Below are 13,172 nucleotides of genomic sequence, written 5' to 3' on the forward strand. Positions count from 1 at the left end.
TGAACCAGTGACCTCTTCCGTGTCAGGGAAGCGCTCTCCCGCTGAGCTAATCGCGCGGGGGATCCGGAGATCCAGGACCCGAGGGTCCAGTGGACGATACTGGGATTGAACCAGTGACCTCTTCCGTGTCAGGGAAGCGCTCTCCCGCTGAGCTAATCGTCCTTGGAGGTGGAGACGGGATTTGAACCCGTGTAGACGGCTTTGCAGGCCGTTGCCTCGCCTCTCGGCCACTCCACCAGGAGTGAATACAGGGGTTCGGGAAGATCCCCCACATCGAGCGGACGACGAGATTCGAACTCGCGACCCTCACCTTGGCAAGGTGATGCTCTACCAACTGAGCCACGTCCGCTTGTCGTTTCCGTTCCGCTTGCGCGTCCCGGCGACGTGTTGAACTCTAGCGGATTCCCGGGCCAGTACAAAAACGCGTTTCCGCAGCGTGCTGACCTGCGGGCCCTTCCCCGTGCCCGCCGGGCCTCACGGAGGGTTCCCACGGCGTTCACCCGCCGTGTCCCCGAGGTGGCGGGGAGCCGCCTCGGCCACGTCTCCCGCCCCCCGCCCCGCGCGCCCCGTGTGCCCCGGCGCACGCGACCCCGTGCCCCCGCCCCGCCGGACCTAGACTCGATGCGTGCACGACCTTGCTCCCCTGGCCCGCTTCGGCGGCCTCGTCGCGACCGACCTCCGGGACGTCACCCATGATCCCGAGGCGCTGGACTCCGCGGGCTTCTGGGCCGTCTGCGCGGACTTCGAAGGGCGCCTCACCTGCGCGCGCTTCGGGGACGTCCGGCCCGACCCGGTCCCCCTGCCCGTCCCGGGCGCCTGGCGCGGACCCGCCGCCGGTGCCTGGACGTCCTCGCTCGACCGCGCCGCGTACACCGCGGGCGTACGGCGCGTGCGCGAGCACATCGCGCGCGGCGAGGTCTATCAGGCGAACCTCTGCCGGGTGCTGACCGCGCCCCTGCCGGACCCGGCCGGCGCCGACGTCGACGCCCTCACCGCGCTCCTGGCCCGGGGCAACCCCGCCCCCTACGCCGGAACGATCCGGCTGCCCGCCCACGGCGTGGAGATCGCCACCGCCTCCCCCGAGCTGTACCTGCGCAGGGACGGGGCCCTGATCTCCTCGGGCCCCATCAAGGGGACCGGCCGCACCGCCGCCGACCTCCTGCCCAAGGACCACGCGGAGAACGTGATGATCGTCGACCTGGTCCGCAACGACCTGGGCCGCGTCAGCGAGACCGGCACCGTCGCGGTCCCCGAGCTCTGCGCCGTCGAGGAGCACCCCGGCCTCGTCCACCTCGTGTCCACGGTCACCGGACTGCTGCGCGAGGACGCCGGCTGGCCCGAGCTGCTCGCCGCCACCTTCCCGCCCGGCTCCGTCACCGGCGCCCCCAAGTCCAGCGCGCTGCGGATCATCGAGGCGCTGGAGACCGCGCCCCGGGGGCCGTACTGCGGGGGCATCGGCTGGGTCGACGCCGACGCGGGCACCGCGGAGCTGGCCGTGGGCATACGCACCTTCTGGATCGACCGCCCCGAGGGCGTGCTCCGCTTCGGCACGGGCGCCGGGATCACCTGGGGCTCCGACCCGGAGCGCGAGTGGGAGGAGACCGAGCTGAAGGCGTCCCGGCTGGTCGCGATAGCGTCGGGCGCCTACGAGTCAGGCGCCTGTGAGGCGAGCGGAAAGGCCACTTCTCGATGAAACTCTGGGTCAACGGCGGGCTGCACGACGCGGAGACCGCTCGGGTCTCCGTACTGGACCACGGACTGACCGTCGGCGACGGCATCTTCGAGACGGTCAAGGCGGAGCGTGGCGAAACGTTTGCTCTCACGCTCCACCTGGAGCGGCTCACCCGCTCCGCCCGCGGCCTCGGTCTGCCCGACCCCGACCTCGACGAGGTCCGCCGCGCCTGCGCGGCCGTCCTGGAGGCCAACCCCATGGAGCTCGGCCGGCTCCGCATCACGTACACCGGCGGACTCTCCCCGCTCGGCTCGGAGCGCGGCGACGCCGGGACGAGCCTGGTCGTCGCCCTCGGCGAGACCGGCCGCCGCCCCGACTCCACCGCCGTGATCACCGTCCCCTGGACGCGCAACGAACGCGGCGCCCTCACCGGTCTCAAGACCACCTCGTACGCCGAGAACGTCGTCGCCCTGGCCAGGGCGCGCGAGCAGGGGGCCTCCGAGGCGCTCTTCGCCAACACCGTGGGGCAGCTCTGCGAGGGCACCGGCTCCAACGTCTTCGTCGTGGTCGACGGCCGGATCCTCACCCCGCCCGTCTCCTCCGGCTGCCTCGCGGGCATCACCCGGGCCCTCGCCGTGGAGTGGACCGGCGCCGAGGAGACCGACCTGCCGCTGGAGGTGCTGGAGAGCGCCGACGAGATCTTCCTGACCTCGACCCTGCGCGACGTCCAGGCCGTGCACCGCGTCGACGGCCGCGAGCTCGCGGGCGCGCCCGGCCCCGTCACCGCCAAGGCGATGCGGGCCTTCGACGAGCGGGCGGCCGGGAACCGGGATCCGCGGCTCGGATAAATCCGGATGACGGGCGCCGGGCGGATGGGTAGAACACCCATGATGACCACCACCCTGCGGCCGACCGAGCCGCTTCAGCAGACGCCCGACGGCGGCCGTTCGCGCACCTACGACGTGTGCGTGAACAGCCGCCGTGTCGGTTCCGTGCGCCTTTCGACCGATCCCGGCTTCGGTGCCGCCACGGGCGTGATCGGGGAACTCCGGATCGACGAGCCGGACCGGGGGCGCGGCAGGGGCACGGTCGCCGCGCTCGCCTCCGAGGAGGTGCTGCGGGGCTGGGGCTGCGCCGAGGTGCTGGTGTCGGTGCCCGCCGACGCCGGCCCGGCGCTGCGGATGGCCCGCTCGCTCGGATACGCCGAGCGCAGCCGGAACATGGTCAAGCAACTGCCCGCCGAGCCGCCCGCGCTGCCGGAGGGCGTCGAGGTCCGCCCGATGACCGGGGACGAGTACGTGGCGTGGGAGGCGGGGGCCAAGGAGGCCTTCGCGCGGAGCTGGATCGACCGGGGCGTCCCCGAGGACCGGGCCCGCGCCAAGGCCGAGGACAGCCACCGCAAGTACCTCCCGGAGGGCCTCGCCACCCCCGGCACCGCGATTCACGTGGTCGTCCGGGACGGGCGGTCCGCCGGCTTCCTGTGGACCGGCCGGATCGAGCTCGAACCGGGACGCCGGGCCGCCTTCGTGTACGACGTCGTGGTCGACGCGGAGCAGCGCGGACGCGGCTACGGCCGGGCGCTCATGCTGCTCGCCGAGCGCGTCGCGCGGGAGGCCGGGGAGGACCTGCTCGGACTGCACGTCTTCGCGGGCAACACCCCGGCGATCCGGCTCTACGAGTCGCTGGGCTACCGCACGACGTACGTCAACAGCGCGAAGCCCCTGCTCTAGCGGGCGCTCGGGAACTCCGGCGGCAGGCGGCCGAGGCGGTCAGGAGCTCCGACGACCGGGCCGGACGGCCGGGGGACCCGAGGACCGGGCCGGACGATCAGGAGACCCGACGACCGGGCCGGACGATCAGGGATTCCGGCGGCCGGCGGCCGGGGCGGTCAGGCGGTCAGCAGGCGGTCGACGATCGTCTCGATCCGCTCCCGCAGGCCCTCCTGGCTCTGCCCGCCGTCCAGGCGCTCGCCGCCGACCACGTAGGTCGGGGTGCCGGTGACCTTGATCGCCTTGCCCTCCGCCTCGTCGGCGTCCACGGTCAGCAGGTGCCGGCCGTCGATCAGCGCGGTGTCGAACTCCTCGGCGTCCAGGCCGAGCTCGTCCGCCACCTCCAGGAGGACGGGCTCGCCCCGCTCGCCGAGCTCGGCGGTCCTGGCGAGCAGCGCCTCCGCGTACGGCCAGCCCTTGCCCTGCTCCACGGCCTCCTCGGCGGCCTGGGCGGCGGCGTACGCGTGCTTGTGCTTGGCCAGCGGGAAGTGGCGCAGCTGTACGTCGAGCCGGTCGCCGTACTTCTCGCGGAGCGCGCGGACGTCGTCGAGGGCCTGGAAGCAGTCGGGGCACTGGAGGTCGAACCACGCCTCCAGGACGACGGGGGAGGCGGGTGCGGTGGTGGAGTCGTTCATGACAGCAGTCTCCCTCACCGGCACCCGGGGACCCACCGGCACCCGGGGAGGGGGACCCGGCCGGGACGACCCGGAGATCTCCCTGAGACCGGGCCCGGGACATGGCCGCGGGCCGTCCCCGCGGTGCAGGATGGAAGGGACGTACCGCCCGGCATCTGGAGGACCGCATGCTCGCCGAGACCATCTGTTCCGCGGTGTCCGCGGCGGGCCTGGGCATCGCCGCGATTTCGGCGTACCGGAAGCGGTTCCTGGCCGCCGCCCGGATCGCGGCCTACGCCCTGGTGCCGCTCGGCCTGGTGATGACGGGCGCGGTCGAGTGGATCGCCGACACGGCCTTCAGTCCGGTGGCCTGGGCCGGCTTCGGCGTGCTGGGCGTCGCCCTGCTGCTCTTCATGTCCACCCGGGCCGTGGAGCGGCGCCGGGCCGGCCGTGGGGTGACCGCCGGGGGAGCAGGGCCGAGAGCCGTGGCCCCGGCCGCGTCGGCGCCCTCCCGGGGCGCGACGGCGAAGCCGCAAACGGGCCGGGCCGACGGTGAGGACTTCAGCGACATCGAGGCGATTCTGAAGAAGCACGGAATCTGATCACTTCTGGCGGTTCCGGTGTCCGTCCCCTTTCCGTGAACCACGGGAAGGGGTGAACTGCCCCCGCGGTGGGGCGTGTTGCGGGATGTGCCGGGTGCGGGGTGCGCCATCATCCCCCCGAGATGCTGGATACCTCGCGGGAGCCCGTACCCGCCGCCCCCGACGCCCCCGCCGAAGAGCCGCGCGGCTGCCTGTTCGCGCTCTCCCAGCCACCGCTGATGATCTTCCTCGGGGTGATCGGCTGTCTGCTGCTGATGGCCGCCGTGCACGACCTCTTCGTCCTCTGACCCTCCGGAGCGGGCGATCGGCGGCCCTCCCCTGCGGGGCTCAGCCGGCCGCCTCCTTGCGGCGCGCCCGGTAGGCGGCCACGTGCAGACGGTTGCCGCAGGTGCGGCTGTCGCAGTACCGGCGCGACCGGTTGCGCGAGAGGTCCACGAAGGCCCGGCCGCAGTCCGGCGCCTCGCAGCGACGCAGCCGCTCCTGCTCGCCCGCCACGACGATGAACGCCAGGGCCATGCCGCAGTCGGCCGCCAGGTGGTCCGCCACGGAGGCGCCCGGCGCGAAGTAGTGCACGTGCCAGTCGTAGCCGTCGTGGTCGGTGAGCTGGGGAGTGGTGCCCGCGCCCGCCACCAGCTGGTTGATCAGGGGGGCCGCGATCCGGGCCTCGGGGGCGGAGAAGACCGCCGCGAACTTCTCGCGCACCTCGCGCACGGCGCGCAGGTCGCCGGGGCCGAGCTCGCCCACACCGCTGACCTTGTGCGCGCGCAGGAAGTCGTGGAGCTCCGGGACGCTCGCCAGCTCGTCGGCGCGGTCGCCCTGGGGCGCGGTGTTCATCAGATCGACGACGGTGTCGAGGGCGATCCGGGTGTCGTGGGGGATCAGCACGATTCGCTCCCTGGCCGGCCGCGGGCGGGCGCCCGCGGAATGGCGCTGACTTTAGCGCGCTCCGGAAGACGACACCGGCGCCCGCCACCGCGCCGGCTGCGCGGTGGGAGCGCCGGATCTCGTGCCTATGTGACTGTCCGCGCGGCGCCGTCTCCCCGAGTCGGACGGCGCCGTGCGGCTCTCGGCCTGGCTCAGCTGTCGGCCAGGATGTGGGAGAGCTCCGTATCCAGGTCGAAGTGCCGGTGCTCGGTGCCCGGTGGCACGGCGGCGTCGGTCCTCTTCAGGAACGACTCCAGGGCCCTCGCCGGGGCCTCGAGCAGGGCTTCTCCCTCGGGGGAGCTCAACGCGATGCAGACGACTCCCTGACCGTGGCTGCGGGACGGCCAGACGCGGACGTCGCCCGTGCCGGTGGGCCGGTGCAGCCCCTCGGCGAGAAGGTCGCGGGCGAAGACCCACTCGACCGTCTCCTCGGCTCCGGTGTGGAAGGTGGCGTGCACGGCATACGGATCGGCCGTGTCATACCGCAGGCCCGCGGGTACAGGCAGTGAGGACTCGCTCGACACAACGAGGCGCAGGTGCAGCTCGCAGCTGACCGTGGTGTTCATAAGCGCCAGGGCCTTTCGCTCAGTGTGCGCTCGGGGATTCGCACGTCGGCGAAATCGACATGCCACCTCCGGTGGCGTTGTAAACCCCTCTGTCGTTTTTGTGCGTGTTCAGGTAGCTCGTATGGGGGCGTGTGACCTGCGGTAATACCGCCATTCCGGTACGGGCTCGCGGTCCGGTAGGTTGGGGGGTATGAATGCGGAGAGTGACGAGCGCACCGGGGAGTCCGCGGACGGCCAGGAAGCCGAACTGGGATCCCGGGCGCCGGAGTTCATCAAGTCCCGGCGGGGCCTGCACCTGAGCTGGCAGGTCGGCGTCTTCATCGTGGGACTCGCCGTGGTCGGCGCCGGAGTGGTGATGCTGCCGCTCCCGGGACCCGGCTGGCTGGTCATCTTCGGCGGCATGGCGATCTGGGCGACCGAGTTCGTCTGGGCCCAGCTCGTGCTCCGCTGGACCAAGCGCAAGGTCACGGAGGCCGCACAGCGAGCGCTCGACCCCAAGGTCCGCCGCCGGAACATCATCCTCACCACCATCGGCCTGGTGATCGTCGCCGTCCTGCTGGGCGTCTACGTCTGGAAGTTCGGCTTCGTCATGCCGTGGAAGATCGACGAGTGACCTTCCGGTGGTTCGGAAGCACCGCTGACATGCGGTAATGTTTGCGGTGCGCCGGGGCGATTAGCTCAGCGGGAGAGCACTTCGTTCACACCGAAGGGGTCACTGGTTCGATCCCAGTATCGCCCACCACCCGGCCCGAAGGCCCGGAGACGGAACACCGTCTCCGGGCCTTCGGCGTCTCACCGCATCCGCCCGAGCCGCGCCCGCAGCCTCCGGGCGTCCCGCAGCCGCTGCTCGTACGTGGCACCCACCGCGAGCAGCAGCAGCCCCGCCAGGGCCGGCGGCAGCCAGCGCGGCAGCGCGCCCACCACCTGCACCACGTACGGCGTCAGCTCGTGCAGCCCGTCCAGGGCGAGCACCCCACCGCCCAGCACCAGGAGCGCCTGGAGCCGGAAGCGGGCGCCGAGGAGCGTCACCGCGAGCGCCGCGACCCCCAGGGCCAGCGGGCGCGCCCACCCCTGGTCCGCCCAGGCCGCCGGCAGGCTCGGCAGCAGCGTCACCGCCAGGCCGGGGCCGTACGCCGCCCAGGACGAGGCCTCCGGGTCCCGGCGCCGCCGCAGGTACCCGACGACCAGCGCGGGCACCGACACCGGCAGCGCGTACGCCTCCGGGGCCGTCACGTCCCAGACCGCGAGCCGCACCCACGTGGCGAGCAGGAACAGCACCGCCGCCGTCCACGAGGCGAACCGCCGCCGCTCGGGCCGCAGGGCCGTGGCCGCCGCGATCACCCCGCCGAGGGCCAGCGCGAGCGCGAGGAACGCGGGCCGGGGCGCGGCGGTCCCGAGGGCGAGCAGCCCCACGGCCCCGCCCGTGACCTCGACCGCCAGGGCCACCGGGCGCGGCGCCCGGGAGCCGAGGGCGGCGGTCGCCGCCGGGACGAGCAGCAGCGCGAGCGCCGTCCACCGGTCCTCGAACCCGCCGGCGGCCGCCACCGCGCACACGAGCCCCGTCGCCGCGAGCACCGCGCCGACGGCGGAGACCACCCGGCGGGCGTCCGCGCCGAGCACCGCGACGCCCGTGAGGAGCGCGAGGACCGCGCCGAGCACGGCGAAGGTGGCGCCCCGCGCGTCCAGGGCGAGCGCCACCGCGCTCACGGCGGACGCGGCCCCGACGGCGTACGCGGTCCACCCGAGGACGGAGGCGGGCTCTGCCGCGGGGGCCTTCGTCCGGGTCGGCGAGGGCGCCCATGCGGACCGGGCGGGGCCGCCGGCGGCGGGGGGCGGCGCGGCCGGTCCGGTTTCCCGGCGGGGGGCCGGGCCGTCGGCCTCCGGCGTGGTGCGGGCGCCGTGCGCGCCCGTTCCGGGAACAGCCGGGCGCCCCGTCGGCGCGGCGGCCACGGGCAGGCCGCGCGTCAGCGGGCCCGGACGGACCGCGATCCACAGGGCCGCCGCCGAGGTCAGCAGCTGGAGGGCGAGCGTCGCCGCGTACGGCAGGCCGAGGAGGACCGGCAGGGCCGTGAGCAGCGCCCAGGCGAGGGCGAGGGCTCCGCAGCGGGCCCAGAGGCGGGGAAGGGCCGCGAGGGCGGCCACGGCCGCCGCGAGGACGAGGAGGGCGGTCGCCGGGTAGGAGGCGAGGGCACGCGCGGCGTGCTCGCCCGACCAGACGTCGGTCGTCCGGGCCACCGGCCCGAGGAGCCCCGCCACCACCGGCGGCAGCGCCCACACGACTCCGAGCACCATGACACCGGCCCCCGCGCCGGCCAGACCGGCCCGTGTCCCGTGCGGCACCCGCCCGCCGGAGCCGACCGCGCCGGACTTCCCGCCGGCGGGGGCTGCCGGGGTGGAACCCGTGCCAGCGGGGGCGACCGGCCCGACGCCCGTGCCGGCCGGGGCTACCGTGCCGGAGCCCGCGGCCGCCGGGGCGGGCCCCGGGCCCGTCGGGCCCGTCGGCGCGTCGCCCGGGCGCCACACCGAGGTCAGGGCCAGGGCGCAGAGGACGTAACCCGGTACCGCCCAGTCCGTGGGGAGGGCCGCGCGCAGGAGACCGCCCGCGGCCGCCAGGGTCGCCAGGCCCGCGACCGCCGAGCCCGCCGCCGCGAAGGCGGGGACGCGCCGGGCCGCGTACAGGACGGCCACCGCGCCCGCGAGGAGGAGCGGGGCGCCGCTCCACGGGGCGACGAGGGAGAGCCGGCCGCCCGTCAGCAGGGCCCAGCCGCCCAGGACGGCCGCGGCCGTGCCCGCCGTGATCCGGACGGACGCCGGCCGGGTCCACAGCACGACCGCCGCGTCCGCCGTCGCCGTCAGGAGGGCCGCCCAGGCGAAGGCCGTCGACCCGCCCCCGGCCGCGAGCACGCCCAGCGGCAGCGGCAGCTGCGCCGCGACCACGGCGGCCGGCAGCGGGATCCGCAGCCGGGACAGCGCCGAGCCGTACGCCGCCCACGCGGCCGCGAGGACCGCCGACGCCACAGCTGCGTACCCCGGGCCGTCCGTCTCCGCCGGCGCCACCCGGTGCAGCGCGTACGCGTCGAGCACCATCAGGGCGAGCCCCAGCGCCGCCACCGACTCGGCCGTCGACACCAGGCCCCTGCGCAGCAGCGCCACCGGCGCCGCGAGCGCCGCGCCCGTCACCGCGGCCAGCACCGACGCACGGGCGCCGATCCCCATGGAGCCCCAGCTCACCAGGGTGAAGGCGACCGCCGCGATCGTCAGCAGCGTGCCGCCGAGCGTCAGCAGCACGTTCTGCGCGCTGCGGGGCGTCGAGTCCGCGACCGGCGGTCGCGGACGGAACGGGGTCGCCGGGACCGGCGGGTACAGCACCTGGACCAGCCAGGCGCGGCGGGCCAGCAACTGGGACCGGCGCGCGTCGAGTTGTGCCAGCTCGCGGTCGACGAGCACCAGCTCGTCCGCGGGCGGCAGGGAGTTGTCCATACCCGGAGTGTGGTTCCCGGCACGGGCGACGGGGATGCGTCCCGGTACTCAGATTCCCGCCTGAGTACGTCCACACTGGGGGCATGGACCGGTACCGGTACCGCTTCCGCTGCGTCTGGCGGCTCGACGCCCCGCCCGACGCCGTCTACGCGGTCCTCGAACGCGCCGGGGACTACCCCCGCTGGTGGCCCCAGGTCCGCGAGGTCGCCCCCCTCGACGACACCACCGGCACGGTCCGCTTCCGCTCCCTCCTCCCGTACGACCTCGTCGTCACCGTCCGGGCCCTGCGCCGCGACCCGGCCGCCGGCGTCCTGGAGATCGGCCTCGGCGGGGACCTGGAGGGCTGGTCGCGCTGGACGCTCACGGCGGACGGGGCCGGCACCCACGCCCTGTACGAGCAGGAGGTGGAGGTCCGCGCCCGCCTCCTGCGGGTCCTCGCCGTCCCGGGACGGCCGGTCTTCCGCGCCAACCACGCCCTGATGATGCGCGGCGGACGGCGCGGACTCGCCGCCCTGCTCCGCGCGGTTTGAACGAAGGGCGCACGGGCCTGTATGGTTCAACCCGTTCCCGGGCGATTAGCTCAGCGGGAGAGCACTTCGTTCACACCGAAGGGGTCACTGGTTCGATCCCAGTATCGCCCACCGGGAGAGGCCGGTCCGTCGAAAGACGGACCGGCCTTCCGCATTCCCGGCCCCGTCACGCCGCCGTGCGCAGTTCCGGCCGCAGCGGCCACGCCGGGTCCACCGTCTCCGGGGTGCCCTGCCGGGTGAACCAGGCCTGGAGCCCCCGCGCCTGCGCCGCGTGCCACACCGCCTGGAGCGTGTGGAGCTCCGTCGGCGTCAGCCGTTCGAGACGGGACGAGAAGCGCCGCGCCACCGCCCGTACGACGTCCATCGCCGCCGTCGCGTCCGCCGCCGCGTCGTGCGCGCCCGACAGCTCGACCTCGTAGTGCGCGCACAGGTCCGTCAGTGTCCTGCGGCCCTTCCGGTAGCGGTCCAGGTGCTTGTCCAGGACCCGCGGATCGAGCACGCACAGGGGGCTTCCCGCCGTGTAGTCGCCCAGCGTCGACGCCCGGTGCCGGCGCAGCTCGCGGTCCAGGATCGTCAGGTCGAACGGCGCGTTCATCACCACCAGCGGCCGGCCCGCCGCCGACTGCTCGGCCAGCGCGCGCGCCACCTCCTCCATCACCGGCGCCGGCCACCGGCCGTACCGCTGGAGGTGATCGTCCGTCAGGCCGTGGACGGCCGTCGCCCCCTCCGGCACCGGTATGCCGGGGTTGACCAGCCAGCGCGTCACCCGCGGACGCGCCCCCTCCGTGTCCTGGACGACGAGGGCGGCCGAGACGATCCGGTCCTCCTCGACGTCAACTCCCGTGGTCTCCGTGTCGAAAGCGGCCAGGGGCCCTTCGTACCAGTGCATCGACATCCCCGAACTCCCTGCGCACGTGCGGCAGGTGGCCAACCCCCTGCCCCGAAACGGTGATACCCGGACTGTTTGCGTCGTACGCGGACCGGTCACAACACAAGGGACGGGGAAGGAAGACGACATGGCGCTCGCCCAGCCCGAGTCGGGAGGGCTGCCGCCCCAGCGGGTGGCACCGACGCGCGGCTCACTCGCCACCACCGCCTGCATGGAGACCCTTCAGGTGGGATACCTGCACGCCGTCGCCGCCGCGGCCGGCTGCTCGCTGTCCCAGCCCTTTCCGGACAACGGCATCGACTGGCACGTGAGCCACAGCGCTCCCGGGCACACCGTCGACGACGAAGTGACCATCAAGGTGCAGCTCAAGTGCACCTATCAGATACCGCCGCGCCCGCCGGGCAGCACGTTCTCGTTCACCCTCGACAACGACCACCTGGTGAAACTCGCACGGACACCGGTGTCCGTGCACAAGATCCTGGTCGTGATGCTCGTCCCGAGGTCGCAGGACGACTGGCTGAGGGCGAGCCACGACCGGCTCGACCTGCGGCACTGCTGCTACTGGATCAACCTGGCCGGGCACCCGGTCACGGGACGGCGCCGGACCACCGTGCGCATCCCGACGACGCGGATCTTCGACGACCGGGCGCTCTGCGAGATCATGACCCGGGTCGGCGTGGGAGGGAGACCTTGATGCACCGACCGATCGACGAACCCGGATCCGGGGACGAGGGGGACGGGGCCGGGCGCGGCCCCGTCCCCCCGCCCTGCCGGCCCCACCCGGCACCCGGCGAGATCCCCGGACCCTGGACCGGCGTCCCCGCCCCGCCCGTCGGACCCTGGGCCGACACCCAGGGCGCGCCCGACCCGGGCAGGGTCGACCCGCGCGTCCTCGGCGCGCTGCTCGCCCGGCACGGCTGGCGGCGGCGCGGCGGTGCCGCGGGCCGCTACAGCCGCTGGACCCCGCCCGGCAGCGGTACGGGCACCAGCCTCCTCGTCCCGGAGAGCCGCGCCTTCCCGGACTGCGAGGACCTGCTCGGCGAGGCGCTCACCGCCCTCGCCCGCAGCGCCACGCCCTCCGCCCGCGAGGTCCTCACCGGCCTCTCCGTGCCCAGCGACGAGATCCGCTGGTGGCGCGACGTGCCCCCGGGCCCGGCCGGCACCGTCCCCTGGCCCGTGCAGGAGCAGCTCAGGTCCGCCGCCCGGCAGCTCCTCCTCGCCGGCGCCCTCGCCGTGCGCGGTCGGGCCGGCTACCACGGCGCACGCCACCGCCGGGCCGCCCGAGCCTCCCTGGAGACCGTCGTCGTCGGCGCGGCGCCCGGCGGCCGAGGCCTCACCGCCTTCCTGCCGGTCGAACCGGGCCGCCCGATCGCCGTCCGGCTCTACCACGCGCTCCACGCGGCCCGCGAGGCCACCGACTACCAGCGGGCCACCGGCGGCATGGAGGCCTTCGACGCCGCCGTCGAGGCGGGCGTCAGCCGCGAGCTCACCGAGGCCCTCGTCGCGCTCGTCCGCGGCACCGAGGGCGCCCGCGTCGCCCTGGAGTGGGCGCCGGCCGCCGGCGCGCCCGAGGGGTGCGCGGTCCGGCCCGAACCGGTCGAGTTCTCGCCTGGCGACCTGCCCGCCCTGCGGGAGGCGAGCGCCCGCTATCTGACCGACGAGCCGTCCGTGCCGGTCCGGCTCACCGGCGTCGTCGTCCGCATGCGCCGCTCCGGGCCGCGCGGCGAGGGGATCGTGCGGCTGCGGGTGCTCGGCGGCGCGGAGGTGCCGCACGTCCGGGTCGCCCTCGACGAGGAGGCGTACCGCACGGCCGGCCACGCCCACCTCGTCGGTCTCCCGATCCGGGTCGCGGGCCGACTGGAGAGCCGGGGCGGCTTCCGCCGCCTCACCGACGCCACCGGGGTCGTCCCCGTCCAGGTCGACGAGACGGAGCGGGACCGGCTGCTGAAGGGCCTGCACGAGCACCTCGACCTCTTCGAGGAGGCGTGCGGGCCGGACGGGGAGTGAGGGCGGGGTCCCGACCGGGGCCGGAACGGGACGGGCCGGGCCGGGCCGGGAAACCGTTTCGCGGGCGGTGCGGACCGCTCGGTAGGATCGGTGACGACGCGGCACCTCGTCTCTGCCGC

General features: G+C 74.8%; 14 protein-coding genes and 5 tRNA genes. 11 read left to right on the forward strand and 8 right to left on the reverse strand.

Annotation, left to right across the window (positions count from 1 at the left end):
- Positions 1-90: 90 nt before the first annotated feature.
- From IE180_RS28875 to IE180_RS28885, 3 genes are all read right to left on the reverse strand, one after another.
- Positions 91-162: transfer RNA gene (locus tag IE180_RS28875), tRNA-Val, on the reverse strand.
- Between the two features lies 1 nt (position 163).
- A tRNA-Cys gene (locus tag IE180_RS28880) sits at positions 164-237 on the reverse strand.
- Between the two features lie 39 nt (positions 238-276).
- A tRNA-Gly gene (locus IE180_RS28885) sits at positions 277-349 on the reverse strand.
- Between the two features lie 276 nt (positions 350-625).
- Here IE180_RS28885 and IE180_RS28890 point away from each other — a divergent pair.
- The 3 genes from IE180_RS28890 to IE180_RS28900 are packed head-to-tail and all read left to right on the forward strand — an operon-like array spanning position 626 to position 3,402.
- The gene (locus tag IE180_RS28890; RefSeq protein ID WP_190159904.1) at positions 626-1,693 is read left to right on the forward strand and encodes a chorismate-binding protein; all 1,068 of its coding nucleotides are present in this window, start codon (positions 626-628) and stop codon (positions 1,691-1,693) included.
- Entirely contained in the window at positions 1,690-2,520 is an 831-nt protein-coding gene (locus IE180_RS28895) for an aminotransferase class IV (protein WP_190159905.1), read from the forward strand. Before IE180_RS28890 ends, IE180_RS28895 begins: the two co-directional genes overlap by 4 nt.
- Positions 2,521-2,562: 42 nt before the next feature.
- Complete coding sequence (locus IE180_RS28900; protein ID WP_190159906.1) at positions 2,563-3,402, forward strand: GNAT family N-acetyltransferase; 840 nt, start codon at positions 2,563-2,565, stop codon at positions 3,400-3,402.
- A gap of 158 nt (positions 3,403-3,560) precedes the next feature.
- On the opposite strand, the gene IE180_RS28905 is transcribed toward IE180_RS28900, so the two are convergent.
- Positions 3,561-4,076 carry a DsbA family protein gene (locus IE180_RS28905; protein WP_190159907.1) on the reverse strand — a complete coding sequence of 172 codons (516 nt, stop codon included), beginning with the start codon at positions 4,074-4,076 and terminating at the stop codon, positions 3,561-3,563.
- Between the two features lie 167 nt (positions 4,077-4,243).
- Between IE180_RS28905 and IE180_RS28910 the strand changes: the two genes are divergently transcribed.
- Both IE180_RS28910 and IE180_RS28915 read left to right on the forward strand, forming a co-directional pair.
- Positions 4,244-4,657 carry a hypothetical protein gene (locus tag IE180_RS28910; protein WP_190159908.1) on the forward strand — a complete coding sequence of 138 codons (414 nt, stop codon included), beginning with the start codon at positions 4,244-4,246 and terminating at the stop codon, positions 4,655-4,657.
- A gap of 122 nt (positions 4,658-4,779) precedes the next feature.
- Positions 4,780-4,944 carry a hypothetical protein gene (locus tag IE180_RS28915; RefSeq protein WP_190159909.1) on the forward strand — a complete coding sequence of 55 codons (165 nt, stop codon included), beginning with the start codon at positions 4,780-4,782 and terminating at the stop codon, positions 4,942-4,944.
- Positions 4,945-4,984: 40 nt separating this feature from the next.
- On the opposite strand, the gene IE180_RS28920 is transcribed toward IE180_RS28915, so the two are convergent.
- The gene (locus tag IE180_RS28920) at positions 4,985-5,542 is read right to left on the reverse strand and encodes a CGNR zinc finger domain-containing protein (protein WP_190159910.1); all 558 of its coding nucleotides are present in this window, start codon (positions 5,540-5,542) and stop codon (positions 4,985-4,987) included.
- A 191-nt stretch (positions 5,543-5,733) separates the two neighbouring features.
- Positions 5,734-6,147 (reverse strand): SsgA family sporulation/cell division regulator, encoded by a 414-nt coding sequence (locus IE180_RS28925; RefSeq protein ID WP_015032345.1) that lies wholly within the window; start codon positions 6,145-6,147, stop codon positions 5,734-5,736.
- A gap of 190 nt (positions 6,148-6,337) precedes the next feature.
- Between IE180_RS28925 and IE180_RS28930 the strand changes: the two genes are divergently transcribed.
- Both IE180_RS28930 and IE180_RS28935 read left to right on the forward strand, forming a co-directional pair.
- Complete coding sequence (locus IE180_RS28930) at positions 6,338-6,760, forward strand: TIGR02611 family protein (protein ID WP_190159911.1); 423 nt, start codon at positions 6,338-6,340, stop codon at positions 6,758-6,760.
- Between the two features lie 54 nt (positions 6,761-6,814).
- A tRNA-Val gene (locus IE180_RS28935) sits at positions 6,815-6,889 on the forward strand.
- Between the two features lie 50 nt (positions 6,890-6,939).
- Here IE180_RS28935 and IE180_RS28940 read toward each other — a convergent pair.
- Entirely contained in the window at positions 6,940-9,627 is a 2,688-nt protein-coding gene (locus IE180_RS28940; RefSeq protein WP_190159912.1) for an SCO7613 C-terminal domain-containing membrane protein, read from the reverse strand.
- Between the two features lie 83 nt (positions 9,628-9,710).
- Between IE180_RS28940 and IE180_RS28945 the strand changes: the two genes are divergently transcribed.
- Both IE180_RS28945 and IE180_RS28950 read left to right on the forward strand, forming a co-directional pair.
- Positions 9,711-10,157 carry an SRPBCC family protein gene (locus tag IE180_RS28945; protein WP_190159913.1) on the forward strand — a complete coding sequence of 149 codons (447 nt, stop codon included), beginning with the start codon at positions 9,711-9,713 and terminating at the stop codon, positions 10,155-10,157.
- A 39-nt stretch (positions 10,158-10,196) separates the two neighbouring features.
- Positions 10,197-10,268, forward strand: a tRNA-Val gene (locus IE180_RS28950).
- 55 nt (positions 10,269-10,323) lie between these two features.
- Here IE180_RS28950 and IE180_RS28955 read toward each other — a convergent pair.
- Positions 10,324-11,052, reverse strand: coding sequence for a 3'-5' exonuclease (locus tag IE180_RS28955; protein WP_190159914.1), 729 nt, complete (start codon positions 11,050-11,052; stop codon positions 10,324-10,326).
- Between the two features lie 121 nt (positions 11,053-11,173).
- Here IE180_RS28955 and IE180_RS28960 point away from each other — a divergent pair, with 121 nt between their 5' ends.
- Positions 11,174-11,740, forward strand: a complete 567-nt coding sequence (locus IE180_RS28960) for a DUF4365 domain-containing protein (protein WP_190159915.1) — start codon at positions 11,174-11,176, stop codon at positions 11,738-11,740.
- The gene (locus tag IE180_RS28965; protein WP_190159916.1) at positions 11,740-13,053 is read left to right on the forward strand and encodes a hypothetical protein; all 1,314 of its coding nucleotides are present in this window, start codon (positions 11,740-11,742) and stop codon (positions 13,051-13,053) included. The genes IE180_RS28960 and IE180_RS28965 overlap by 1 nt, the downstream gene beginning before the upstream one ends.
- Positions 13,054-13,172: the final 119 nt, after the last annotated feature.

The sequence above is a fragment of the Streptomyces litmocidini genome (genome assembly GCF_014649755.1).
Classification (GTDB): Bacteria; Actinomycetota; Actinomycetes; order Streptomycetales; family Streptomycetaceae; genus Streptomyces; species Streptomyces litmocidini.